Genomic DNA, 23,196 nt, shown 5'->3' with positions numbered 1-23,196 from the left:
GCTTTGTAGTGCTCGGGAAGCTTTGAGGCCTCGCAAAGCTTTGCGGCCCTCGGAGGCTTTGCAGGACTACTGACTGGCGCTGGGTGCTGAACTCACCGGCTCATCGGTTGCGTCATCTGTTTTCGTTCGCGTCATCGGTCGTCGTCGGTCTTCGTGTGCGTCGTCGGTCTTCGTGTGCGTCGTCGGTCTTCGGTCACGTCATCGGCTTCGGTCACGCTCGTCGGCTTCGGTCACGCTCGTCGCAGGTCCTCCACGGTGGCGGCCACTCCGGGCAGTTCGCCGGTGCGGGCCGGGGCCCGCATGCCGTCCAGGAACAGCTGCAGATGACGGTGCACGAAGCGGTCGTTGCCCTGGCACGCGGTCCCGGGCAGCGGCCTGGTGAGCTGGCTGACCGCGATCATCAGGTCGCCGAACTCGACGTCGGGGCGCAGCTGTCCGGCCTCGCGTGCGCGGGCCATCAGCTGCTCGATCAGGCCGGTGATCCGCTCGTTCGCGGCGACCAGGTCGGGATGGTGCTTGTCGAAACTCTCGGAGAGCATCGGGCACAGGGCGCCGATCCGCTCGTCGGCGGCGAAGTGCACAAAGCCGCTGAGCGCCTCGAAGGCGTCACCGCCCTCGGTGATGGCCTCCTCGACCCACTCCGACGTGCGGTCCATGACCGAGCAGACGACCTCACGCGCGAGCGCGTCGCGGTCGGGGAAGTTACGGTACAGCGTGGCGTTGCCGACACCGGCCCGGCGGGCGATCTCGTCGAACGGCACCTGAGCGCCGAACTCGACGAACATCTCGCGGGCAGCGGCGATGATCCGCTCCCGGTTGCGCAGTGCATCGGCACGGGGCCGGCCCACTCGGCGCAGCGCGGGGGTTGCGGTCTCCACGGTGTACTCCTCGGTTCGTGACCTGAGTTGAATCGGGGGTTGCGATCCGGGGACTGGCTCCCCGTTTCGCTCGGACGTATGGCTAAACGGGGAAACTGTCCCCGGTTATTTCCCGCCCTCGAAGAAATTTCATGTGACCCACATCACGTGTATTGGCTTGCGTCACGCGCATACGGGGTCCCGGCGGGGTCCTCGTGCGGAGTCCGCGGGGAGCCCTCGTACGGAGCCCTCGTACGGAGCCCTCGTACGGAGTCCACGTACGGAGTCCACGTACGGAGTCCACGTACGGAGTCCACGTACGGAGTCCACGTACGGAGTCCACGTACGGAGTCCACGTACGGAGTCCACGTACGGAGTCCACGTACGGAGTCCACGTACGGAGTCCACGTACGGAGTCCACGTACGGAGTCCACGTACGGAGTCCACGTACGGAGTCCTCATGAGCACTCCACCAGGCCCGCACCCCTCGATCGGGCTCCTCCAGCGCGCGCCCGACCCGCCGTCGACACAGGGTGATCGCAAGGGTGCAGCCCGGAACCGGCGGCTGCCGTGGAGCGAAGGGCCCCCGCATGCCGCCTGAGCGACCTCCGCTCCGCCGTCGGATACGCCCGCGCCGTACGGCCGCGCTCGCCGCGGTGACCGTCCTGACGCTGACGGTCAGCACCTCCGCAGGCACCGGACACCTCACGGGGGGCTTCACGGCGGGGGGCTCCATCGCACTGGCCCGCTCCGCCGCCCTCGGCCCCTGCCTGATCAATGGCCCAGTGGCCGTACTGATGGGGGAAGGCATACCGACCTCCCCCGGCTACGCCCGCTCCACCGGCACCGTCCGGGCCCTCACGCTGATGGTCGACTTCTCCGACGCGCCCGGAAAGGGCAGCGCGCTCGACCGCTACGGTGAGTTCTTCCCGCAGACCCAGCGCTGGTTCCATACCGGCTCGTACGGCCGCCTCGACTATCGCCCCGAGACCCCCATCAAGCGCTGGCTGCGGATGCCCAAGCCGTTCAAGGCGTACGGCATAGAGCGCGGCGCGCCCTTCGATCCCGGGTACCGCACTCTGGTCAAGGACATCGTGGCCGCGGCCGATCCGACCGTCGACTTCCGCGCGTACGACATCCTGAACGTCCTGGTGACCCCGAATGCCGGCCCCTCCGCGCTGGACACCGTGCTGTCCGTGACCTTCGCCGGCAACACGGAGGCCCCCGTCGCCGACGGCGTCCCGGTCTCCAACGCGTCCTTCGTCTACAGCCGCCAGGACGACGGCTCCGGCTCCTACACCGAGACCGGCTACCGGGTGCTCCCCCACGAGAACAGCCACACCTTCGGCCTGCCCGACCTCTACACCCAGGAGGGCGGGAGCGCGGTCGGCCACTGGGACATCATGAGCGAGGACTGGGGGGCCGACAACGATCTGCTCGGCTGGCACAAGTGGAAGCTCGGCTGGCTCGACGACACGCAGGTCCGCTGCGCGGTTGCGCCCGGCACCGCGGAGTACACGCTCACCCCGCTGGCCCGGCCCGGGGGCGACAAGCTCGTCTTCGTACCCACCGGCGCCGGCGCCGGGTACGCCCTCGAACTGCGCACCCGCGACGGCAACGACTCCGCGGTCTGCCGTCCCGGCATCCTCATCTACAAGGTCGACGCGGGCATCGACACCGGGAACGGGCCCATCACCGTGTACGACTCCCAGCGCGACAGCGGCGGCTGCACCCGCTCCCCCAACGTGCACGCGGAGCTCTCCGACGCGCCGTTCACGCCCGGCGAGTCGTTCAAGGACCCCCGGTTGGGCGTCACGGTCCGGGTCGCCGGGGTGGACCTCACGGGGAACCACCAGGTGTACGTGACGCGCCGCTGAGACCGCTCGGGCGGCGTGCCACTGACGTGCGTACGTGCGGCTGCCCTGCTGACGCGTGCCGCCGACCGGCTGTCGCGTGCGGCTTGGCCTGCTGCCGCGCGCCGCCGACCTGCTGACTGGCGCACCGCCGACCTGCTGAGGTGCCACGGCAAGCATTACGGTGTCTGTTCGGAGATCCGCACCACGGTGTCTCTCTGAGATTCGCACCACGTGTCTCTTCTGAGATCCCCACGGAGAGCCCATGCCATCGAACGTCGACCCGGCCCCCGAGACCGGGCCCGGGCCGGGGCCCGCGACCGGTCCCCAGCCAGGGACCGGGACACGGGTGCCCAAGACCGGACCCGGACGGCCGGAGACCACGGTGCCCGCCGAGGCCGTAACGCCCCTCATCCGCGGTATCGCCGTGCTGCGGCGGCTGACCGAGGCCGACGGGGTGTCCAGCCTGAGCGGGCTGGAGCGGGCCACCGGCCTGGCGCGTTCCACCGTCGACCGGATCACGGCGACCCTCGCGCGCATGGGGTACGTACGCCTCGACGGCCGGGACGCCGTACTGGCCCCGCGCCTGATGGAACTCGGCAACGCCTACCTCGCGTCCCTGCGGCTCCCCCGCCTGCTGGACGCGCACGCCGACGCGCTCGCCGACGAACTCGACGAGTCGGTGTCCCTGGCCGTGGGCGACCGGGACGGAATCCGCTTCATCCACCAGGCGACCCGGCGCCGCGCCATGTCACTGAACTTCCGCATCGGCGACCTGCTGCCCGCCGAACGCACCGCGCCGGGCCCGCTGTTCGCCACCGAGTGGGACGAGGAGGACTGGACCCGCTGGCGCGCACGCCGGGCGGCCGATCCGGAGGACCGGGGGTTTCCGGCCGTACCGGCCAGAAGCCGTCCGTACGCCGACGACGGCGCACCGGACCAGCGCACTCCACCGAGCCAACTCCCCACTGTCGGCGACGACTTCGAGCAGCGTACGGCCGAGGCCCGGGAGACCGGCTGGGCACTGGACGACCAGCTCATCGAGCCGGCGCTGGTCGCGATCTCCATGCCCGTACGGGAGGCGGGGCGGATCGCGTGTGTGGTGAGCGTGGTGAGTCACACCAGCCGGCACACCGCGGCCGACCTGCGGGACACGCTGCTGCCGCGGCTGCGGACGGCCGTGGCCGCGATGGAACGGGAGCTTCGGGAGGCGCCGCCCGCCGAACCGGACGCCGCGTCCGGGCTCGCCGGCTGGACCGGCGCCTCCAAGCAGGAGCTGGGGCGGGAGTTCGTCGAGTCGCTGGCCCGCGGGCTGACCGTGATCACGGCCTTCGGCGAGGGCCGCGCCGAGCTGACCCTCACGGAGGTCGCCCAGGCCACCGGTCTCGCCCGCGCGACCGCCCGGCGCGCCCTGATCACCCTGGAACACCTCGGATACGTCACCACGCACGGCCGCGTCTTCCGGCTCACGCCGCGTGTCCTGGGCCTCGGTTTCCCTCCGCTGTCGCGCACCTCGCTCCCCGAGATCGCGGCACCGCACCTCACCGACCTCTCGCAACGGCTGCACGACTCGGTGTCCCTCGCGGTCCTGACCGGCGACGAGATCCAGTACATGGGCCGCGTCTCCACCAGCCGTGTCATGAGCGTCAACATCACCATCGGCACCCGGCTGCCCGCGTACGCGACCTCGATGGGCCGCGTGATCCTGGCCGATCGGCCGGACCCCCGACTTCCCGATCTGCTCCCGCTGACCCCGCGCACCATCACGGACCCGGCCAAGCTCAGGGCCGAACTGGACCGCGTACGGGACGCCGGATACGCCCTGGTCGACGAGGAGTTGGAGGAGGGGCTGCGGTCCATCGCCGTACCGGTGCGCGAGCGCGGCGGCCGCGTCGTGGCCGCGGTGAACGTCGCCATGCACAGCAGCCGCCGCACCCCCGAGGAGTGCGTACGCGACGTCCTGCCCGAACTCCACGCCATGGCCGGCCGCATCGAGACGGACCTGCGCGTGGCGGGCCGCTTCCGACGCGTACCGCTCGGCTGACAGGCTCAAGAAGACGAGCGGCTCGGTTCAGTCCCCCGCGGAGACGGACGCCGACTGACGTTCCGCCTCATGGAGCCACGTCAGAAACCAGCCGGCGAAGGTCACCGGCTCACCATGCTCGTCGAGCAGTGGCGACAGGTCCTCGTCATCCACCCTGTTGTCGGACCAGATCCGCCCGCGCTCCGGGCCACTGATGACGAGCCATTGGCGGGCAGCACAGCCGATGTGGGAGATCACGATCGCGCCGACGGTGCGGTCTGAGGACCACATCACGGTTTCCCAGCGCTCATCCCATGCCTCCATGGCGTCATCGAAGTCTTCGATCTCCTCGAAGTCCTCCTCTTCCGGCTGCTCAGCAAGGAGCTCCCGCACAGCTTCGGGGTCGGCACCCTCACGCGGAAACGGCTCAGCCAGCCGGGACAAATCCGCCAGATCGGCTCCGTCTCCCTCCCACCGCCAGCGCCCTTGAACAAGCCGGACCGGAAACACCCCGTACGACGGCCCCGCCCCTCCGGCACCAACATGGCGAAGAAAGCCGCGGTACTCCTCCGGCAGCGTCACACCCATACAAGCTTCGAGGTCAGCCAGCTGAGCCGCAGTAAGCGGATCCTCAAGAAAGAACTTGTGCCCCAGCCCCCCGAACACACGGTCACCCGCGCCGACACCCCCGAGCGCCTGCACCCGCTCCCGCACACCCACCCACACCGAATCTCCCATAGGCGGAGCCTATGCACCGCAAGGCGGCCCGCACGGAGCACCCCATGACCAACACCACGGGGCTACCCCATGACCAACACCACGGGGCTCTGCACGACACCCGGAACCGGTACGACACCCGGAACCGGTACGACACCCCCTGCATACGACACCGGTACGACACCCCCGTACCGCCGGGCCAATCGAGCCCTACATCGTTGGCAACCGCCGCGGCCTCCAGACTGGCATCGCCCAGCCCCCTCCCAACCCGCCCCTCCCCCACCCCGACCTGCGAAAACCGGAACCCTCCCAGCCGCCATCCCACATCCGCTACGCTAGCCACCGGATCCCACCGAGATCCGCACGCCTTCGTAGCTCAGGGGATAGAGCACCGCTCTCCTAAAGCGGGTGTCGCAGGTTCGAATCCTGCCGGGGGCACACGACTAAGGGCCAGTTCAGAGGCTTGATCCTCTCGAACTGGCCCTTTGCCATGATCGCGGCCGTGCCACACCCGTGCCACAAAGTCCACTAAGAGTCCACGTCGCCCCGCGTCTGGCGGATCATCGAGCCGAGCCGATCGGCGATCTCCCGGTCACGGCCGCTGACCCATGTGCTGATAGATCAGCGCGGCGCGGGGTGTGCTGTGGCCCATCCGGGTCATCAGCTCGCGCAGGCTCGCGCCGGACGCGGCGAGGGTGTTCCCGGTGTGCCGAAGATCATGGAAGTGAACGTCTTCCGTGACGCCTGCCTTGGTCCGCGCCTTGATCCAGTCGTCCCGGAAGTTGCTCCGCCGCAGCCGACCGCCCTGGGGACCCTGGAAGACGTGACCATCACGGCCAGGTCCGGCGTAGCCGTCGAGGTGGCGCTTCACGTCCGGCAGGAGTTCGGCGGGAAAGGCTACCGGCCGAATCCCGGCATCGGACTTGGGCGCCTTGTCGAAGAGAGCTCCCGTCTGCATCTCGGCCTGTGAGCGCCGGACCATCAGCGCGGCATTCTCGGTGTCGACGTCCCGTCGGCGAAGTGAGGCCAGCTCCCCGAAGCGCAGCCCGGTGAAGGCAGCCAGGAGGACGAGCAGCCGGTAGCGCGGCGTGATCGCATCGGTCACGGCGAACACCTCGGCCACGGTGAGGACCGGCCGCTCTGGCACGTCGTAGCTATCGGCGCCCTACTACGCATACGTCGAGTGGCCCTGGGGCGAGATCGATCCTGAATCCCGGTTCCGGTGGAATGGGGGTCGCGCATTCGCCCGAAATCCGGACTCACAAGACTGGGTCGACTCCCCCTACCGAACGGACCCTGAACCGTGGCACCTGACCGAGAACGCCACGTGCATGGTCGGCATTCCTGAAACGATCGCTCAAGTCGTCGACATTCATCGATGCGATCAGCCCCAGGATGTGGGGTGGCTGCCTCGCCCCCGCCTCATGCTGGGCATCATTCCTGCCGACCGCTCCGAGTACATTGACCACGAAGACGCCGACGACACACGCTACTTCCCCACCGCGGAGCCGATCGCTATAAAGCGCGCGGCCGAGTGAGTGTCTGACTGCGTGACAACGCGGACGAACAGCGTCGGACAACCCCGCACACCTGCGGACCATCACCACAGCGCAGAGACACACCAATTCGAGATCGAGTCCCCGCCCGCGGGCACCTCAGCACCGCTCAACTTTGAAGACCCGCCTTGATCACTTGCCCCTCCTAGTCACTTGCCCTGCTGGGCCGGCCGGTGCCCCGGCACCGGGACGGAGGTGCCTTCGGCGGCTCGGCGGGCGACCCGGGGGTGCAGCCGGAGGATCATGACAACGCCCAGCAGCATCGGGACGTAGAGCCAGCAGAACGCCCAGCGGTAGGTCCCGGGGGTGTAGTCGCCGCCGGGGCTCGCAGCGTCCAGCAGCAGGCCGATGCCAAGGAGGGCGACCGTGGTGGAGAGGAAGCCGCCCATGTTGGCGATCCCGCTTGCCGTGCCGAGCCGCTCCGGCGGGTTGGTGGCACGGGCGTAGTCCAGGCCGATCAGGGAGGCGGGACCGTTGGCGCCCATGGCGACCATGAGGACGACGAGCAGCCACAGCGGCGGATGTCCGCCGGGCCAGGCGAGCACCACCGCCCACAGTGCGCCGGTGCCGAGTACGACGGTCAGCGCGACATGGGTGCGGGCGCCCGGGCGGCGGGCGATGAGCTGACCGAGCAGCGGGCCGCAGGGCATGCTGGCGAGCACCAGCACGGCGAGCAGTACGGCCGCCTTCTCCCGGCTGAGGCCCTGGCCCTCCACCAGATAGGGGATGCCCCACAGGATCGCGAAGGAGGCGGCCATAAACCCGGTCGTGAAGTGCACCCACAGGCCCAGCCGGGTGCCCGGTTCACCCCAGGCGGTCCTGATCTGCGGGAGGATCCGCGGCCGCGGGCCGGGCGCCGTACAGCGTGCTGGCCTGCGGGCCCCCTCGGGGGTCTCCCGCAGCAGCAGTCCGACCAGTAGCAGCACCGCGACGCCGAGCAGCGCGGTGCCGCCGAAGGTGACGGTCCAGCCGCGGCTGTGCAGCAGGGGTGCCAGTACTGCGGCCGTGCCCAGATTGCCGATGCTGCCGACCACTCCGGTGAGCTGGGCGACCAGCGGATTGCGGCGGGCGGGGAACCAGGGGCCGACGACCCGCAGCACGCTGACGAAGATCATGGCGTCGCCGAAACTGAGCAGCGCCCGGGACAGCAGCGCCGGGGTCATCGAGTGGCTGAAGGCGAACCCGAACTGGCCAAGAGTCAGCAGGGTCGCGCCGAGCAAGAGCATGGTGCGCGGCCCGAAGCGGTCGACCAGCAGCCCCACCGGAATCTGCATGCACGCGTAGATCAGCATCTGCAGTACGGCGAAGGTGGACAGCGCCGAGGCGCCGATGCCGAAGCGGTCGGCAGCGTCCAGACCGGCGACACCCAGGCTGGTCCGGTCTATGACGGCGACGAAGTAGACGGAGACGGAGACGGCCCATGCGGCCCATGCGGTGCGCCCGCCGGGCGGCGGGGACGCGGTGGGCGTCCGATTCAGAGGGGCAGACTGGCATGCGGGACTGGCAGGGTCCGTAGTCATGATGCCGCCACTCTAGTAATGCTTGATCAGGTCGGGTCGGGGTGGGTATGTCGCGGTAGCGGTGGCAGGTGGGGCACGCGCCAGTCCAGATCGCGAGAAGCGTCTGCAGCTCGCGGATGATCTGGTAGAGGCTCAGGCCGACCCCGTGTCTTTTAGGGCCCGAACCAGCTTCCCTAGCCGTGCGCGATCAACCGACGAAGGCCCATGCGTGACCAACCCGCGAGGTCACTGGCGCGGATGGCATACTTGAAGTATGGCAACCCGGAAGATCACCATCACCGTGCCGGAAGAGCTGGTGGAATCGATCAAGGAGCGCGTCGACGCGCGCGGGGTGTCCGGCTACATCGCGGCCGCCGCCGCTCATCAGGACGCCATGGACCGACTGCGCGAGTTGGCCGAACGCCTCGAAGACGAGCACGGCGCCGTGACGGACGACGAGCAGCAAGCAGCGCTGGACCGCATCGCCGCCATTGACGGCTGGCATGACGAGCAGCGCTCGCGTTCGGACGACGCCACGTGAGCCGCACCGCCCGAGCCAAGCTGCACCGGCCGCGACAGCGCGTCTTCGTGTTCGACTCCGAGGCTCTCTCCAAGGCGGTCCAGGGCGATCGGGAGATGACTGCGCTGATCAAGACGGCTCCGCGGCTCGACATCCCGATCGTCACCTCGGCGCTCACGTCCTTGGAGGCATGGGACCCTCGCGAAACGTCGAGGCAGGCACTGTGGAACTGGACCCTGTCCCGGATCCGCGTCGTGCACACGGACGACCAGGTGATCGCCAAGGCTCGCGACATGCTGAAGGCAGCCGGCCTGCATGGGCACAAGTACGCCATCGACGCCATTCTGGCGGCTGTGGCCGGGCGGGAAGCCGCGCAGGGAGCTCAGGCAACCGTCTTCACCTCCGACACCGACGACATGAATCAACTCCTCGCGGGACACTCCGTGCGAGTCGAGAAGGTCTGACGCGACGCCGCACGCACCTCACTCCGGGCGTGGTCGACCAGCGCGGCCGAGGCCGGTCCGGGTGGGCCGCAGTCGCAGGATGCGCGGGGCGCGGGACTCGGGGACCGGGCGGTTGGTCATGCGGGCGAGGGTGAGGCGCCGGCGGGAGGGCGGGACGGTCGGGCCGCAGGCGTCCATGACGGAGGTGTAGCGGAAGGCGACTCTCAGGGCGGCGAGGGCGACGGGTCAGCCAGTACCAGGCGGGGCGCCGCCACCGCAGGATGACTGCGGCAGCGACGACCAGCACCAGCGCGACCGTGAACCAGGTCATGGTCAGGCCGCCTTGGGCTTCGACGCACCGGCGGCCAGCGAGGTCACGGCGACCGCGCGGAAGGCGATGCCGTGGCGCTTCTGGCCGTTGAACTCGTTCTCCCACGCCGAGGCGACCAGGCCCGTCAGCGCGACCGGGGTGCCCATGGTCAGGTCCTCGGAGACACCGGGCTGCGGGACGGTGAGCTTGAGGATCTCGACCTCGTCGGGCGTGGAGAACATGACCTCCACGGTCATCAGCGTGACGCCGTCCTTGTCGGTGGCGATCTCGCCGGTCCGGCGGTCCTTGACCTTGGGCTGCGGAACCCGTTCCACCGACCTCAATTCGAATGCGCAGGCTATTTCTGGGAGGCGCGCATTTAGGTATTTCATTGCTGGATGAAATTCCGATATAAACCCACAGTGTCCGTTCCCAGATCGGCCAACGCGGTGAAAGATACAGTCGTCGAGGTCGCTGGTCGTCTTTATTGAGGGCGTGTGCTGGAATTAAGGAGGCGACCTGCCTATCGGGGTGCATAGCTAATGGTCTGGGCTGCGCAATTTCTGCCCATGTCCGCTGTTGCTTGTACTCCGTGGTGATTGGAAAAGAGGTGGCGGCAATTTCCGCAGCGAAGCTTTCTTGGTGTACGCGCACTGCATCAGTGTCCCTGGTGGCACTTGCGATCACGAGCGCTCTACCGACCGCTCAAGCCCAGGCCCTGGGCAATCCGGCGGGTGTGGACGCCCTTCGCGCATCCGGCACTCCGGGAGTCCCGCAGGCCCCGGTCACGGTGTTCGTCGAGGACTTCGAAAACAACACAGGCGACACCCCGACTTTCCTGGAGGACTACGTTGGGGCTCCACCGCTCAACGAGAGGTACACGGCCGACCCACCGTGGCTTGACCACGGACAGTGCAACGGCATCATCCTGAACCAGACTGGTGCTGATCAGCCTAACTGCCGGTGGGTGCAGTATTTGAAGGACATGGCCAATGCGCTGGGGCAGGTCGGCGGGATGAATCCGCCGACCAACCACGCGGTGTCGGCGTACAGCGACACTGTAAACCCTGGCTCCGACCGGGTGGAGTTCCGGACCGAGCAGCCGATCCCGATCACGAAGCCGAATCGCTACATCACCTTCGCGGTGGACGTAGCTGCGGATAATTGCGCACTCGTGAATCCGCTGCTGAAGTTCTATCTGACCGGCAGCGGTCCGGACATTCCGACCTTCACCACCCCCATCAATCCCTGTACCGACCCCAAATCCAAGCCCTACCCCGGAGGAATGAGAGGGCTCAAGGCCGGGTCGTTCGCCAGCGACAGAGCCGTACTGTTCAACGGCACCCAGTTGGGCATCAAGATGCTCAATGGGCAAGGAGAGTGGAACGGCAACGACCACGCCTTCGACAACATCCGGATCCTGGATGCGACTCCGCAGCTGGACAAGTCGTTCAGTCCCGCCACCATTGACGAGGGTGGCACCTCGACGCTCACCATGACGGTGACCAACACCAGTGAACTGGCGGCGAAGAACGACTTCGGCTTCACCGACAGCCTGCCCGCGGGCGTGAGCGTGGCCCCGTCCCCCAACACGTCGACGACCTGCGGCAACGGCACGGTCTCCGCGGCGGCGGGGGGCTCGTCCGTCGCTCTGACCGGCGGCGACCTGGCCGCCGGCGACAAGTCCTGCACGGTCACGGTGAATGTCACCGCTGACAAGGCGGGAACCTACGTCAACCGCCCCGAAGCGATCACCACGGTCGGCCTGAATCTCCCGGACCCCACGACCCTGACCGTCAAGGCAAAGGACTCGGCCGTGGGCACCGCGACGGGCTCGCCCGGTCTGCTGTCCGGCAACGTCGTACAGGCCCCGGTGGACATCCCCGTCAACGCGTGCGGCAACACCGTGAACGTCATCGGACTGCTCAATCCTGCGGCGGGCAACGCCTGCGTCAACGGCTAGCCGACCAGGTCACTCGCCGAGCTGGGACCTGGCAGGCCCCTGCGGCTACGCATGGTGCTCAACGGTCCATGAACCGGCCGACTCGCTCCCGCAGGTCCGCCAGGTCCAGGCACTGATGCCGTCGTCACGTCGTCGACCCACGACCGTCTCAAGGCGTTGCGCGTCAAGGCGCGCGAGCAGGCAAGAGCAAAGCCCACCGCGTATAAACCGTCCGGCTGACATCACCAGCTGGCATCAACGAGGCCGAACGAGACCGGACAACAGCGACTCAAGCCGGAACGCCAGGCAGCCACGAGGGCCCCTTCCACGCGGTCGCGCCACACAGCGATCGAACTCCTAAAGCGGGTGTCGCAGGTTCGAATCCTGCCGGGGCACCAGCGCAAAGGCCCCGGACCGATCATGGTCCGGGGCCTTTGACATCCACGTCTGACACCAACGAGCACGCTTACTGACGACCGGGGCGCTTCCTGAGCAGCCGGTCCATGTGGCTCATGGCCTCGCGCTGGGTGCGCGCTCCGAGCAATCAGCCGCCTGACGTCAGAGAAGGGGTACATCGTGGCTGGGGCGCTCGGCTCCAGGGACCTACGGCCCCACAGGCTGAAGCCGCCTGTGCGATCAGGGCTGGGTGATGCCAGTGCTGTCGTGGATGAAAACGGCTCGATTGTCCGAAGGGCTGTACTGCTCCTTGAACTCGAACTCTTCGGCAGTACCTGCCGTCGGGGCATCCGGTGGTTCGAAGTACAGGACGTAGGTTTTGGCCGTGTCGGTTTCACTCTCCAGTTGCAGCCACCCCGTGAAGCCCGCCGCTGGAAAGGTACCCGTCGCCTTGACCGTAACCTCGCTGGCCGAGCGGGTGACGGTGAATTGCGCCGTACCGAACTCAAGGCGCTTGAGGCCACTGTCCTTCCACCGCCTGAAGAGATCGATCCACTCCTGCGGCCACGGGCCGCCGAGCGAGACCGGCGGCATATCCGCTCCCAGACGGTCAAGGATCTGGTCCGCATGGGCGACCACATCCTCGTACGTCCACAGGTCGAAGGCGACACCCATGTGATCGCGGTCCGTCGCTCGGAACATGGGGCGGATGTGAAGCTCGTACACCGGCGTGCGCATCTAGGAGTACACCTCCATGAGGACGTCTTTCAGTTCGACTTCGTCGAGAGGTGCCACTGGCTGTGGGGGGCAGGCCGGTGTCGCTGGACGCCGGGACGCATTGCAGCGTGAGCGTGAGCACGTGGTCGGCGACAGGTGTCGGCGAACCGCCCAACACAGGGTGCGAGGTGGGTCTGCCTGCTGCAGCAGCTTTTCGAAGTAGTGCAGGGTGAGCCCGATGCCAGGGCAGGAAGAGATCTGCGCGCAGCGGTAGCAGGCGGACCAGCTTCCCTCAATTCGATGAGCCGTGCCTTACTTGAGAGGCGGCCGCGTCCCGCCCTGGCTCAACACTGTCTAGTGTGAAACGGGATGACGCAGGTCGCAACTGGCAGGAAACTGCGATGGACACAACGGACTTGGCGGGAACGTATACCTACCGAAGCTTCCTTGACCGGCCTGAACCGGTTGACGACTTCAAAACCTCAGATTTGCACAACTTGAGTTGAGGCCTACAGTCGAGAACTGAGGTGGCGTCCGCCCTCGAAGAGGCCGGCCTGTCGTCTGATCTGGCGTCGCGTCAGCCGTGGTCATGAGCCGGTGGGGCGGCATGGCCGACGCCGAGGCAGGGTTCAAGCCGGTGGACGACGGCGCGCGCGGCATCGGTTTGGGCGGTGTCCACGACGGTGGTGATCACAGGCTCGGGCCATTTCTCCGGCCGGGCGAAGCGGAATTCCGGCTTGTGCCTGGACGGATGGCCGCTGGTTCCCGGCAGACGCTCCGGCTTCGGCAGTCGCATAACCTTCGGCAGTCGCATAACACGGTCTGAATCGGTTCTGGCTACCGCGGCCCCAGATTGCGGAGGCGGCCCGCAGGAGCCACGCTGGTGCGGGTGCTATCTGTACGAGGCAGAAGTCGCACGGCTTTTCACAGATGCGGGCCGTACTTTCCGTGAAACACGTTGTGTTAGCCCGGAATTGGCGAACACGGTCACCGCCGAACGAGAGGTCGGTACAACGGCCCAGAAACCGATGGCCGACGCGAGACCGTCTGCTCCGGGCAGGCCTACGGAGGTGTATTTCAGTGTCGGAGAAGGACTCAGCGGACGAGACAGTCGAGCAGGAGTTCGGACCCAAGATGCTGCTGGAGGTCCAGCCGCCCTTCATTCCCGAGGGGGCTGCAGGGATGACCATCCTCGTCCACTGGCCTCCCGGTCACCCCGGCCTTCCTCCGCACCGCCACGCGGGGCCGGCTTTCGGCTACGTGATGGAGGGCGCGGTCCGCTTCGAGATCGAGGGTGAGCCAGAGCGCGTGGTCGAGGCCGGTGAGACGTTCTGGGAGCCGGGCGGCGACGTGATCCACTACCAGGACGCCAACGCCCTCTCGGACGCGCCGGCCAAGTTCGTCGCGTTCATGCTGTGCGAGCCGGATCAACCGATGTACACGCTGGTCGACGAGGACGAGCTGAAGCAGCGGGCGCACCTGCGCGCCCCGCGTCCCTCCGCAGGCTGACCCGCTAGGTGTGCTGTCCCGGGACGCTTGTGTTACGCGGACCGGGTCCTTGAAGAGGTGCGCGAACGCCACGATGGTCGGCATGTCCGAGCACCCCGATGCTCGACTGGTTCAACAGCCACTCAGCCTGACTGGCACCAGGCGCAAGGCACCAGAACCAGGCACCAGGACCAGCCGCCGCGCGGCGGCCCGGCCACCGCGCGGCGCTGACTCAGTCCTGGTACACCCGGTCGGTGCCCGGGCCACCGGAGAGCGTGTCGTTGTCGGCGCCCCCGTGCAGGAGGTCGTTGCCGCTGTTGCCGTACAGCTTGTCGGCGCCCGTGCCGCCGTAGAGGGTGTCGTGGCCGCGGCCGCCCTCCAGGAGGTCGGTGCCGGCGTTGCCATAGATCCTGTCGTTGCCGTCGTCGCCGTACAGGGCGTTGCCGTAGTCGGTGTACTCGGCGTTCTGCTCGCTGATGCCGCCGTGCAGGATGTCGTTGCCCGTGCCGCCGTGGCAGGTGTAGCCGCAGGCCGCGAGGTCGTCGTCGCCCGCGCCGCCGAACGCGCCCTCGCTGTAGGCTCCGCCGCCTCCGGACAGGCGGTCGTTGCCGTCCTGGCCGTAGAGGACGTCGCGGCCGTGGCCGGTCAGGGTGTCGTCGCCCGCGCCGCCGTAGATGCGCGAGTACCCGCTGTTGTTGGCGTTGACCGTCACGGTGTCGTCGCCGTCGCCGAGGTCGACGATCAGGGAGTCGAGGTCGGACGCCGAGGTGTTGGGCTCCGTCACCGTACAGGCGGCCTTGGTGTCGTCCGCGGCGTCCGGACGGACACAGCCCTCGCCCAGGGAGATCGTGACGGTGTCGTCGAAGGTGTAGATGTAGTCGGACAGCTGGGATCCCTCGTCGAACTCGCCGAGTTTCCAGGAGACGGTCAGGTTGTTCGCCTGGCCGGCGGCCGCCGTGTAGGAGAGCTTCTGGCCGGTGACGACGGCGGTCGCGGTCGCGGTCGCGGCGTGCGCCGTCGGGACGGCGACCGCCGCGGTCACGGCAGCGGTCGCGGCGGCGAGCGCCAGTGTCGCTTTCGGCAGGGCGGCGGTACGGCGACTGAACATGGTTTCCCCTTGGGCAGGTTCTGGGCTTCTGTGCGCGCTTGTGGTCGCCTTGTTCGACCCTGGGGATCCTGGGGTGGTTGTGACCACCGCCGCGTAACTTGCGTCAGTTCAGGGAGAGTTCACTCCCGATTGCCTTTCCCTTGGGGCTGACACCTCCGGGTGTTGGCGAACCACACCATCCGGCGACCCGGCGATACGGCGACGGAGGGCGGACCACAGCGTCAGCGTCACGGTGATCGAGGCAACCGCCATGACCGTCATCGCCGTTGCGGGAGAGGCGAATTGGGCGACCGCTCCCGCCAGCGCGGCGCTCACGCCCTGCATCGTGAGCATGCCCGCCGTGTGCAACCCCAGGGCGTGACCGCTCAGTTCGTCCGGGATCAGGGAGACCAGGCGTTCCTGCTGGATCAGGCTCGAGCCGAAGCCGATGGACGCGACCGCGACGGCGACCGCCGCCAACGGCACGCCCGGCCGCAGCGCGAACAGCAGATACGGCGTCGCCAGGAGCAGCAGGAACGGGATGCCCAGGCGGGCGCGCACCCGGGGCGGGAGGAAGCGGCCCGTCGTCACGTCCCCCACGAACATCCCGAACGCCGCGCAGGCGAACAGCGAGCCCGCGCGGGTCGGCGCGTACGCCACGTACAGCGACTCGCAGCCGACGATCAGGCCGTTGGGAATCCAGAGGAGGAGGTAGAGGGTGCGGCGCTCGGGCGAGGACCACAGGCGCGCGTTGGTGCGCCAGGTCTGCGCGACGGACGGGCGGCCGGAGGCGCGCGGGGCGCGGCGGGTCAGGCCCAGGCGGGCGGTCATGGCCGACGCCAGGTACAGCGCCGCCGCCGTGAGGAGCGTGATCCGCGGGGACAGCGTCGCGACGAGGACGCCGCCCGTCGCGTACCCCGTGATCTGCGCGATCCCGCTCATCATGTTGAACACCGAACGCCCCAGCAGGTAGCCCTCCTTGGCGAGGATCTCGTTCAGCAGGCCCCACAGGACTCCACCGCCGAACGACTGGATCAGGCCGAGGAGCAGGAGCAGGACAAAGATCGTCCAGACCGGGAGGCCGGGCGTCGCCATCGCCGCCGTGCCGAGCGCGAACGCGAGCGCGATGCCCGCCACCGTCGCGCGCGGCGGCAGCCGGTCCGCCGCCGACAGCAGCGTCGTCGCGCCCACGACCTGCGCCAGCGACGGGCCGAACATGCTCAGCGCGGACAGCAGCGGCGAGTCCGTGGCCCGGTACACCAGCGTGGCGAGGGCCAGACCGCTCACCGTGGAGGCCGCGGTCTTGAAACAGGTGGACACGAACAGCGGGGTGAACTCCCGCGTGCGGAAGAGGGCGGAGTAGCTGCGCATGCGCGCAGTCTCGGACGGCGCACGAGGCCGTCGATATTGTTTCGCGCAGGAGCGAAACATGTGAACGGCGCGCAAGGCGGGTGCGGGTATGGGCTGAGCAGCGGGTACGGGCACGGGCTGAGCAGCGGGTGCGGGCATGGCGGGTGCGGGCAAGGGCTGAAAGGAAGTACGGGCATGGGCTGGTGGCAGGTCAACGCCGACACCCTCGCCGGAAGCCGCTTCGTGATCTCGCCGCTCGCCGAGACCTTCGCCAGCCTGAAGGCGCTGCACGCGGGGGCGGCCACCCACCCCGGTGAGCGTGCCTGGCTGCGGGCGCATCTTCCCGCGTACCGCAAGCGGCTGGCCGCCGATCCCGTCACCGCGCTGCTCATACGTTCCGGGCTCGGGCGGGACTGGATCGCCGACTTCCTCACCCCGACCCCGTACGGCGACGAGACCTTCGAGGACGAGGTCGCCCGCGTGCGGGAGGCTTCGCCCGAGGACGCCCGCGCCCATCTCGCCCTCTCGCTGCGCGGCGGACCGCTGCCCCACGAACTGGCCGACCGTGACGATCTGCCCGCGCGTGCCGCGGGACTCCTCACCTCCGTATGGGAGGAGTCCGTACGGCCGTACTGGGACCGGCGGCGGCGCATCCTGGAGGCCGATGTGGTCGCCCGTACCGCGCAGTTGAGCCAGGGCGGCTGGGCGGCGGCACTGGACGCGCTGCGGCCGGGGACGCGGTGGCTGGGCGGGAACCGGCTCCAGGTGAACCCGCACGAGTATCCGCCGCGCGAGATCTCCGGAGCCGAGCTCCTCTTCGTGCCCGTCACGCCCAAGGCGGGGTGGGTGAGCTGGGAGGACGGCGTGCGGTACGCGGTCGTCTATCCGTGCTCGGGCGTCCTGGCCGACGCGGGGGCACGGGCCGTGGTGCCCGAGAGTCTCGGCGCGCTCCTCGGAACCGCCCGCGCCGGTGTCCTCGTCCTCCTCGACTCGCCCCTGTCCACGAGCCAGCTGGTCGCCGTGACCGGGCAGGGGCTCGGCTCGGTCGGGCGCCATCTGAAGGTGCTGCTGGACGCGCGGCTGGTGGAGCGGCGGCGGGCGGGGCGGTCGGTGCTGTACTCGCGGACGGCGGCCGGTGAGGTGCTCGTCACAGCCCAGCGCGTTTGACGGGCCTGTCGGTGAGCGCAGTTAGCATCCGCTTATGACTACTGACAACTCTGTGCTCGACGTCGAAATCGGGGCCCTCCAGGGTGGTTCCGCCGATCTGGGGCAGTACCGGGGCAAGGCCGTCCTCATTGTGAACGTGGCCTCCAAGTGCGGGCTGACCCCGCAGTACGCGGGTCTTGAGCGGCTGCACGAGCGGTACGCCGACCAGGGCTTCACGGTGCTCGGCGTGCCCTGCAACCAGTTCCTCGGGCAGGAGCCCGGGACCTCCGAGGAGATCGCCGAGTTCTGCTCGGCGACGTACGGCGTGACCTTCCCGATGACCGAGAAGGCCGAGGTCAACGGGGAGGGGCGGCACGGGCTGTACGAGCGGCTCGTGGGGACGTCCGACGCCGAGGGGCACAGCGGCGACATCCGCTGGAACTTCGAGAAGTTCCTGATCGGGCGGGACGGGAGCGTCGTGGGGCGTTTCTCGCCGCAGACCGAGCCGGAGTCCGCGGAGCTGGTGGCCGCCGTGGAGAAGGCCGTCGGCTGAGCACCGGTCGGCCTTGTTGACCTTGCCCCTGGGGCAAGGTCCACTGTGTGGGCCGGTCATCCGTGGCGGCGCAGGTCGTGGAAGAAGTCCTCGATGACGTGGAGTTGCCCGGAGCGGGCCGTCTCGTCGTAGACGTATTTGCCGACGGCGAGGTCGAGTACTCCGAGGCCGAAGGGCGAGAACACGAGGGGCCGGTCGGTGGGGGGTGTCACCCGTCCGGTCATGACGTCGGCAAGTGTGCCGTGCAGGAAGTCACGGTTGCCGGTGAGCTGTTCGGCCAGGTGCGGAGAGGTGTTGGCTTTGAGGCAGTGCTCGACGTCGTCGACGATGTTGGTCGAGCCGAGGATGATCTCGGGTGCCAGGTCGCGCAGGGACACATGAAGGACCAGGGGGTTGTGGTCGAACCAGGCCAGGTCGTTGATGTGTGGCTCGCCCGCGATGGTGGCGAAGACGACGAGGTCGCTGGAGCGGATGAGTTCCTCGGGGCTGTCGTACACGGTGATCTGTCCGGCGGCGTCGCTCTGTTGAAGGTAGTCACCGAAGCCGGCGGCGCTCTCGGGGGACAGGTCGTGGACGCCGGTCTGGTCGAAGGACCAACCCACGGCGGTCAGGAAGGTGTGGATGTAGCGGGCGATCAGGCCCGTGCCGAAGAACCCGATGCGGGTGGGGCGTTGCCGGCCGCGGATGAGGTGGCCGGCGGCCAGTGCCGCGGACGCGGCGGTTCTGGTGGCGCTGATGATGGAGCTTTCCAGGCAGGCGAAGGGGTAGCCGGTGTCGTGGTCGTTGAGGATCAGGACCGCGGAGGCCCTGGGGATGCCGGCCTGGACGTTGTCGGGGAAACTGGAGATCCATTTGAGGCCGTCCACCCGCACCTGGCCGCCGATCGAGGCGGGCAGCGCGATGATGCGGGAGGAAGGGCGGTCGGGGAAGCGCAGGAAGTAGGAGGGCGGGTTGACCGACTCTCCGGCGGCGTGCAGGTGGTAGGTGGCCTCGACGAGGTCCACGACCTGCTTCTCCCGGCCCTGCAGGGCGTGCTGGACCTGGGCGCCGGAGATCACCGCGAACGGTGGCACGGTGAGCGGCTGGGACATGGCGGGCTCCATTGCGGTCAAGGGGTGGGTGGTCATCCGGCGCTCACCTCGGAGGCCGGCAGGCACTCGGCCGGGCGTAGCGGCTCGGCCATGGCGACGAGTACCTCGCGCGGTCCTTGGAAGGCCTCCCTGCTGTGCGCGGTGCGCACATTGTCGACGAGCATGAGGTCGCCGGCCTGCCACGGCTCGCGGAGAGTGTGGGCGGTGTAGGTGTCGTTGAGGAGCTGGATGACGTCCGGGCCGATGGGGTCGCCGCCTCCGAAGCGGGTGTTGAACGGCAGTGACTCGGCGCCGTAGACGTCGATGAGGTAGTCGCGGATTTCGGGTTCGACCGTCCACTCGTTGAGGAAGGCGATCTGGTTGAACCAGCAGCGGCGGCCGGTGACCGGGTGGGCCGTCACGGCGGGGCGGCGCTGGCGGGTGCGCAGGCCGCCGTCGGGCTGCCACTCGAACGTGATCGCGTTGGCGCGGCAGTAATCCTCGATGGCCCTCCGGTCGTCGGTGCCGAAGGCCTCGGCGTAGGGGGCGCCGATCTCGTCGTTGTAGGTGCGGGTGAGCAGCCAGCCTTCCTGTTCGAAGCGGTGGACCAGCTCGGTGGGCAATGCCTCCAGGACGCTGGGGGCGTCGGCGATGGCGGTGGCTCCGCCGGTGGTGGGCGCGGTCAGACAGGCGAACAGCATGAGACCGGGCGGCTGGAGGGTGTAGCTGAGTTCGTGGTGCATGCACATCGGCTGGTTCGGCGGCCATGTCGAGGAGGAGTACACGCCTGGGGTGTAGCTCTGGCGGGGGGCGAAGGCTTCCTTGTCGGGCATCAGTGCCGGGGCCAGCCGGTGCAGGACGGCGCCGGCGTGGTCCGCGTCGCGCAGGTGCAGGCCGCGGACGAGGACCGCGCCGTGTTCGGTGACGAGGGAGCGCAGTGCGTGGTGGTGCTCGGCCGCCCAGGCCGACGCGTCGTCGGGGGTGTCGGTGTGCAGGATCGGGGGTGTGCCGGGGTGCAGGTCCACCTGGAGGAGGGACGCCGGGGTCGGGTACGGCATGGTGCTCTTTCCTTTCGATGCGGTTCAGGAGGAGGTCTCGATGCGGTTCAGGAGGAGGTCTCGATGTGGTTCAGGAGGAGGTCAGTAGTTCGGTTGCGTGGCGCCGGCGTTCGTTGTCGGCCAGGGCGGCGAGGTCGGTGAGGACGGGGTGTGCGGTGATGTCCTTGAGGGACACGGTGCGGTCCAGGGCGATGGCGAGCTTCAGCGCCGAGAGGGAGGTGCCGCCGCAGTCGAAGAAGTGGTCGCGGCGTCCGATCCGGTCGTGCGGGATGCCGAGGACCTTCGCCCAGGCGGCCGCCAGCCGCCGTTCGGCCGGTGTGGCCGGCGCCTCGTGGCCGTCCTCGGTGGCGGCGAGCTCCGCGGCGAGCGCCACCAGCACCTTCTTGTCGATCTTGCTGTTGGCGGTCAGCGGCAGGGTTGCGCGCCAGTGGAAGGCCGCCGGGACCATGTAGGCGGGCAGCGAGGCACCCAGCCGGTCGGTGAGGGTCCCGGTGTCGAGGGGTTCCGGGCCGGAGTAGAAGGCGACCAGGTGCTTGCTCCGGTCGGCGCGTTCGGCCACCACCACCGCGCCGTCGCGGACGCCTGGGTGGCGGAGCAGGGTGTTCTCGATCTCGCCGATCTCGATCCGGAACCCGCGGATCTTGACCTGGGCGTCGCGGCGGCCGAGGAACTCCAGCTTTCCCGAAGGGTGCCAGCGGCCGTAGTCGCCGCCGAGGTAGAGCCGCGCGCCCTCACGGTGCGGATCGGCCAGGTAGGTCGCTTGGGTGCGTTCGGGGTCGTTGATGTAGCCGCGGCCGACACAGACCCCGGAGAACGCGATCACGCCCGGGGCGCCCAGGGGCACCGGTGTGAGGTGTTCGTCGACGACGTAGACCTGCACGTTGTTGACCGCGTGGCCGAGCAGGATGCGGTCCGGTGCTCGGTCCATGACGTCGTGGTTGGTGTCGTCCGAGGTCTCGGTGAGCCCGTAGGCGTTGACCAGCCGGATCCGGGGCTGGGCGGTGAACCAGCGTTCGGCGAGTTCCTTCTTCAGCGCCTCGCCGGTGACCGACACGTACCGCAGGCCGGGCAGCGTGCGGGGGCGCTGTTCGAGCTCGGTCACGACGGCTTCGAGGTAGGAGGGCACGACCTGCAGGACGGTGACCCTGCCGTCCGCGATGGTGTCGAGGAAGCGGGGTACGTCGAGGATGACGTCCTGTTCGACCAGCAGGGTCCGCCCGCCGACCAGCAGCGCGGAGAGTAGCTGCCACAGGGAGATGTCGAAGCACTGCGGCGCGGTCTGGGCCACCACCTGTCCCTCGCCGACCTGGAGGTCGTCGATCTTGGCGTAGAGGTGGTTGAGCATGCCGGCGTGTTCACACATCGCGCCCTTCGGCTCACCGGTGGAGCCGGAGGTGAAGTAGAGGTAGGCGAGCTGGTCGGGCGTGACGTGGATGCCGAGATCGTCGTCGGCGTGGCCTTCCTCGTAGGCCGTGCCGACGAAGAGTGTGCCGACTCCGGGCAGGGAGTCGACGGCCCGGTCGAGGGTGGCGGTGCTGCCGGGTTCGGTCAGCACCAGGGTGCATGCGGCGCGGGAGAGGGTGGCGGCGATGCGTTCGGCCGGGAAGTGCGGCTCGATGGGGAGGTAGACACCTCCGGCTTTGAAGACCGCGATGACGGCGGCCAGCCAGTCGAGGTTGCGTTCGGTCACCACCGCGACGACGCCTTCGCGGGCAAGCCCGCGGGCTGTCAGGGCGCGAGCCAGCCGGTTCGCGCGGGCGTTGAGCTCCCCGTACGTCCACTGCCGGCCGGCGTGCACGGCGGCGACGGCCTCCGGATGGATCCGCACCCGGTCCTCGAAAAGCTGATGCATCCGCCTGTCGGGCAACTCCCGGACCGGTCCGGCCAGTTCCTCGAGCTGGAACCGCAGTTCGTCGGCGGACAGCAGGCTCTGGCGTGCGTGTTCGGCGTCGGGGTCGGCGGTGATGAGCGCGAGCGCGGTCAGGTGATAACCGGCGATGCGGGCGGCGCTGTCGGCGTCGAGCGCGTCGGTGCGGTAGCGCAGCCGCAGGACGAGACGGCCGTCGTGGTGACCGATGCCCACCCGCAGCGCTGTGTCCTCGGCGAGGTCTCCGTCGATCGCGGTGGGATCGAGGACGGTCTCGAACGACGGCCCGGTCAGGCCCAGTTCGCGCCTCAGATCGTCGATGCCACCGGCCGGGATGTCCTGGTGTGCCAGCAGGTCCGCGGCGACCTCGTGGGCGTTGTGCACCAGGTCCCGCCACGAGGCGGGTGCGGTCGTGAGCCGGCACGGCAGTGGACGGCCGTCTTCGGCGACGTACCCGGTGGTGACCTCCCGCTCTCCGGACAGTGCCGCGAGCACCTTGGCGTGCGCGGCCAGCAGGAGCGAACTGAGCGGCACCGCCAGCTCGCCCGCCAGTCGTCGCAGCCCGGTCACGGTGGCGTCGGGGATCAGTGTCCCGTACTCCCCCTCGCCGGTCACCGGGTGGAGGGTCCAGCGCGGGGCGGGGGTGAAACCACCGGCTGTCAGTACGCCGCGCCAGTACTCCCGGCCGGTCTGGGTACGACTCACATGCGTTGCCATCGGACTATTCCTCTGCTTGTTGCTGGT

20 protein-coding genes, 1 tRNA gene and 2 pseudogenes are annotated in these 23,196 nt (G+C 68.8%); 10 read left to right on the top strand and 13 right to left on the bottom strand.

The window, feature by feature from the left end; all coding sequences use genetic code 11:
- Window positions 1-230 precede the first annotated feature (230 nt).
- Window positions 231-878: a TetR/AcrR family transcriptional regulator gene (locus C4B68_RS23100; RefSeq protein WP_099501923.1), complete on the bottom strand. Its 648-nt coding sequence runs from the start codon at window positions 876-878 to the stop codon at window positions 231-233.
- 569 nt (window positions 879-1,447) lie between these two features.
- Between C4B68_RS23100 and C4B68_RS23095 the strand changes: the two genes are divergently transcribed.
- Both C4B68_RS23095 and C4B68_RS23090 read left to right on the top strand, forming a co-directional pair.
- Complete coding sequence (locus tag C4B68_RS23095; protein ID WP_099501924.1) at window positions 1,448-2,734, top strand: M6 family metalloprotease domain-containing protein; 1,287 nt, start codon at window positions 1,448-1,450, stop codon at window positions 2,732-2,734.
- A gap of 241 nt (window positions 2,735-2,975) precedes the next feature.
- On the top strand, window positions 2,976-4,754 hold the full coding sequence (locus C4B68_RS23090; RefSeq protein ID WP_099501925.1) for an IclR family transcriptional regulator domain-containing protein: 1,779 nt from the start codon (window positions 2,976-2,978) through the stop codon (window positions 4,752-4,754).
- Window positions 4,755-4,781: 27 nt separating this feature from the next.
- On the opposite strand, the gene C4B68_RS23085 is transcribed toward C4B68_RS23090, so the two are convergent.
- A complete protein-coding gene (locus C4B68_RS23085; protein ID WP_099501926.1) occupies window positions 4,782-5,471 on the bottom strand; it encodes an SMI1/KNR4 family protein in 690 nt (229 codons plus the stop codon).
- A 344-nt stretch (window positions 5,472-5,815) separates the two neighbouring features.
- Between C4B68_RS23085 and C4B68_RS23080 the strand changes: the two genes are divergently transcribed.
- A tRNA-Arg gene (locus C4B68_RS23080) sits at window positions 5,816-5,888 on the top strand.
- 90 nt (window positions 5,889-5,978) lie between these two features.
- Here the strand turns inward: C4B68_RS23080 and C4B68_RS23075 are convergent.
- A pseudogene (locus C4B68_RS23075) lies at window positions 5,979-6,615 on the bottom strand (tyrosine-type recombinase/integrase); the annotation flags it as partial.
- A gap of 166 nt (window positions 6,616-6,781) precedes the next feature.
- On the opposite strand from C4B68_RS23075, the gene C4B68_RS41400 reads away from it, so the two are divergent.
- Window positions 6,782-6,988 carry a hypothetical protein gene (locus tag C4B68_RS41400; RefSeq protein ID WP_143674336.1) on the top strand — a complete coding sequence of 69 codons (207 nt, stop codon included), beginning with the start codon at window positions 6,782-6,784 and terminating at the stop codon, window positions 6,986-6,988.
- A gap of 167 nt (window positions 6,989-7,155) precedes the next feature.
- Here C4B68_RS41400 and C4B68_RS23070 read toward each other — a convergent pair whose 3' ends face one another.
- Window positions 7,156-8,526 carry an MFS transporter gene (locus C4B68_RS23070; protein ID WP_099501927.1) on the bottom strand — a complete coding sequence of 457 codons (1,371 nt, stop codon included), beginning with the start codon at window positions 8,524-8,526 and terminating at the stop codon, window positions 7,156-7,158.
- 253 nt (window positions 8,527-8,779) lie between these two features.
- On the opposite strand from C4B68_RS23070, the gene C4B68_RS23065 reads away from it, so the two are divergent.
- Both C4B68_RS23065 and C4B68_RS23060 read left to right on the top strand, forming a co-directional pair.
- Entirely contained in the window at window positions 8,780-9,046 is a 267-nt protein-coding gene (locus C4B68_RS23065; protein ID WP_099501928.1) for a hypothetical protein, read from the top strand.
- Complete coding sequence (locus C4B68_RS23060; protein WP_099501929.1) at window positions 9,043-9,489, top strand: hypothetical protein; 447 nt, start codon at window positions 9,043-9,045, stop codon at window positions 9,487-9,489. The genes C4B68_RS23065 and C4B68_RS23060 overlap by 4 nt, the downstream gene beginning before the upstream one ends.
- A gap of 24 nt (window positions 9,490-9,513) precedes the next feature.
- Here C4B68_RS23060 and C4B68_RS23055 read toward each other — a convergent pair.
- Together C4B68_RS23055 and C4B68_RS23050 are read right to left on the bottom strand one after the other, a co-directional pair.
- Window positions 9,514-9,799 (bottom strand): annotated as a pseudogene (locus tag C4B68_RS23055) (plasmid transfer protein); the annotation flags it as partial.
- 2 nt (window positions 9,800-9,801) lie between these two features.
- Window positions 9,802-10,170, bottom strand: coding sequence for an SCO3933 family regulatory protein (locus C4B68_RS23050; RefSeq protein ID WP_167459145.1), 369 nt, complete (start codon window positions 10,168-10,170; stop codon window positions 9,802-9,804).
- A 593-nt stretch (window positions 10,171-10,763) separates the two neighbouring features.
- On the opposite strand from C4B68_RS23050, the gene C4B68_RS44425 reads away from it, so the two are divergent.
- Window positions 10,764-11,741 (top strand): chaplin, encoded by a 978-nt coding sequence (locus C4B68_RS44425; RefSeq protein ID WP_338059751.1) that lies wholly within the window; start codon window positions 10,764-10,766, stop codon window positions 11,739-11,741.
- Window positions 11,742-12,356: 615 nt separating this feature from the next.
- Here the strand turns inward: C4B68_RS44425 and C4B68_RS23040 are convergent.
- Together C4B68_RS23040 and C4B68_RS23035 are read right to left on the bottom strand one after the other, a co-directional pair.
- Window positions 12,357-12,854: a hypothetical protein gene (locus tag C4B68_RS23040; protein ID WP_099504211.1), complete on the bottom strand. Its 498-nt coding sequence runs from the start codon at window positions 12,852-12,854 to the stop codon at window positions 12,357-12,359.
- A gap of 556 nt (window positions 12,855-13,410) precedes the next feature.
- Entirely contained in the window at window positions 13,411-13,629 is a 219-nt protein-coding gene (locus C4B68_RS23035; RefSeq protein WP_206337087.1) for a hypothetical protein, read from the bottom strand.
- Window positions 13,630-13,913: 284 nt separating this feature from the next.
- Between C4B68_RS23035 and C4B68_RS23030 the strand changes: the two genes are divergently transcribed.
- Window positions 13,914-14,342, top strand: coding sequence for a cupin domain-containing protein (locus C4B68_RS23030; RefSeq protein WP_373682248.1), 429 nt, complete (start codon window positions 13,914-13,916; stop codon window positions 14,340-14,342).
- 211 nt (window positions 14,343-14,553) lie between these two features.
- On the opposite strand, the gene C4B68_RS44115 is transcribed toward C4B68_RS23030, so the two are convergent.
- Window positions 14,554-15,429: a calcium-binding protein gene (locus C4B68_RS44115; protein WP_099504207.1), complete on the bottom strand. Its 876-nt coding sequence runs from the start codon at window positions 15,427-15,429 to the stop codon at window positions 14,554-14,556.
- Window positions 15,430-15,537: 108 nt separating this feature from the next.
- Window positions 15,538-16,779 (bottom strand): MFS transporter, encoded by a 1,242-nt coding sequence (locus C4B68_RS23020; protein WP_099504205.1) that lies wholly within the window; start codon window positions 16,777-16,779, stop codon window positions 15,538-15,540.
- Between the two features lie 174 nt (window positions 16,780-16,953).
- Here C4B68_RS23020 and C4B68_RS23015 point away from each other — a divergent pair, with 174 nt between their 5' ends.
- Both C4B68_RS23015 and C4B68_RS23010 read left to right on the top strand, forming a co-directional pair.
- A complete protein-coding gene (locus tag C4B68_RS23015) occupies window positions 16,954-17,925 on the top strand; it encodes an ArsR/SmtB family transcription factor (protein WP_099504203.1) in 972 nt (323 codons plus the stop codon).
- A 34-nt stretch (window positions 17,926-17,959) separates the two neighbouring features.
- On the top strand, window positions 17,960-18,457 hold the full coding sequence (locus C4B68_RS23010; protein ID WP_099504201.1) for a glutathione peroxidase: 498 nt from the start codon (window positions 17,960-17,962) through the stop codon (window positions 18,455-18,457).
- Window positions 18,458-18,513: 56 nt separating this feature from the next.
- On the opposite strand, the gene sbnB is transcribed toward C4B68_RS23010, so the two are convergent.
- The 3 genes from sbnB to C4B68_RS22995 form a co-directional block, all read right to left on the bottom strand.
- Window positions 18,514-19,548, bottom strand: a complete 1,035-nt coding sequence (sbnB, locus tag C4B68_RS23005; protein ID WP_099504199.1) for a 2,3-diaminopropionate biosynthesis protein SbnB — start codon at window positions 19,546-19,548, stop codon at window positions 18,514-18,516.
- Between the two features lie 32 nt (window positions 19,549-19,580).
- Window positions 19,581-20,585, bottom strand: coding sequence for a TauD/TfdA family dioxygenase (locus C4B68_RS23000; RefSeq protein ID WP_099504197.1), 1,005 nt, complete (start codon window positions 20,583-20,585; stop codon window positions 19,581-19,583).
- Between the two features lie 70 nt (window positions 20,586-20,655).
- Window positions 20,656-23,169, bottom strand: a complete 2,514-nt coding sequence (locus C4B68_RS22995; protein ID WP_099504195.1) for a non-ribosomal peptide synthetase — start codon at window positions 23,167-23,169, stop codon at window positions 20,656-20,658.
- Window positions 23,170-23,196: the final 27 nt, after the last annotated feature.

This window comes from Streptomyces dengpaensis, from assembly GCF_002946835.1.
GTDB lineage: Bacteria > Actinomycetota > Actinomycetes > Streptomycetales > Streptomycetaceae > Streptomyces > Streptomyces dengpaensis.
This window is presented reverse-complemented; position numbering and strand designations above follow the sequence as displayed.

What these genes read in the sequence shown, in the direction of transcription:
- C4B68_RS23095 (WP_099501924.1), top strand. Translation starts at nt 1,448, where the DNA reads ATGCCGCCTGAGCGACCTCCGCTCCGCCGTCGGATACGCCCGCGCCGT.
- C4B68_RS23090 (WP_099501925.1), top strand. Translation starts at nt 2,976, where the DNA reads ATGCCATCGAACGTCGACCCGGCCCCCGAGACCGGGCCCGGGCCGGGG.
- C4B68_RS23085 (WP_099501926.1), bottom strand. Translation starts at nt 5,471, where the DNA reads ATGGGAGATTCGGTGTGGGTGGGTGTGCGGGAGCGGGTGCAGGCGCTC.
- C4B68_RS41400 (WP_143674336.1), top strand. Translation starts at nt 6,782, where the DNA reads ATGGTCGGCATTCCTGAAACGATCGCTCAAGTCGTCGACATTCATCGA.
- C4B68_RS23070 (WP_099501927.1), bottom strand. Translation starts at nt 8,526, where the DNA reads ATGACTACGGACCCTGCCAGTCCCGCATGCCAGTCTGCCCCTCTGAAT.
- C4B68_RS23065 (WP_099501928.1), top strand. Translation starts at nt 8,780, where the DNA reads ATGGCAACCCGGAAGATCACCATCACCGTGCCGGAAGAGCTGGTGGAA.
- C4B68_RS23050 (WP_167459145.1), bottom strand. Translation starts at nt 10,170, where the DNA reads ATGAAATACCTAAATGCGCGCCTCCCAGAAATAGCCTGCGCATTCGAA.
- C4B68_RS44425 (WP_338059751.1), top strand. Translation starts at nt 10,764, where the DNA reads ATGGCCAATGCGCTGGGGCAGGTCGGCGGGATGAATCCGCCGACCAAC.
- C4B68_RS23040 (WP_099504211.1), bottom strand. Translation starts at nt 12,854, where the DNA reads ATGCGCACGCCGGTGTACGAGCTTCACATCCGCCCCATGTTCCGAGCG.
- C4B68_RS23035 (WP_206337087.1), bottom strand. Translation starts at nt 13,629, where the DNA reads ATGCGACTGCCGAAGCCGGAGCGTCTGCCGGGAACCAGCGGCCATCCG.
- C4B68_RS44115 (WP_099504207.1), bottom strand. Translation starts at nt 15,429, where the DNA reads ATGTTCAGTCGCCGTACCGCCGCCCTGCCGAAAGCGACACTGGCGCTC.
- C4B68_RS23020 (WP_099504205.1), bottom strand. Translation starts at nt 16,779, where the DNA reads ATGCGCAGCTACTCCGCCCTCTTCCGCACGCGGGAGTTCACCCCGCTG.
- C4B68_RS23015 (WP_099504203.1), top strand. Translation starts at nt 16,954, where the DNA reads ATGGGCTGGTGGCAGGTCAACGCCGACACCCTCGCCGGAAGCCGCTTC.
- C4B68_RS23010 (WP_099504201.1), top strand. Translation starts at nt 17,960, where the DNA reads ATGACTACTGACAACTCTGTGCTCGACGTCGAAATCGGGGCCCTCCAG.
- sbnB (WP_099504199.1), bottom strand. Translation starts at nt 19,548, where the DNA reads ATGTCCCAGCCGCTCACCGTGCCACCGTTCGCGGTGATCTCCGGCGCC.
- C4B68_RS23000 (WP_099504197.1), bottom strand. Translation starts at nt 20,585, where the DNA reads ATGCCGTACCCGACCCCGGCGTCCCTCCTCCAGGTGGACCTGCACCCC.
- C4B68_RS22995 (WP_099504195.1), bottom strand. Translation starts at nt 23,169, where the DNA reads ATGGCAACGCATGTGAGTCGTACCCAGACCGGCCGGGAGTACTGGCGC.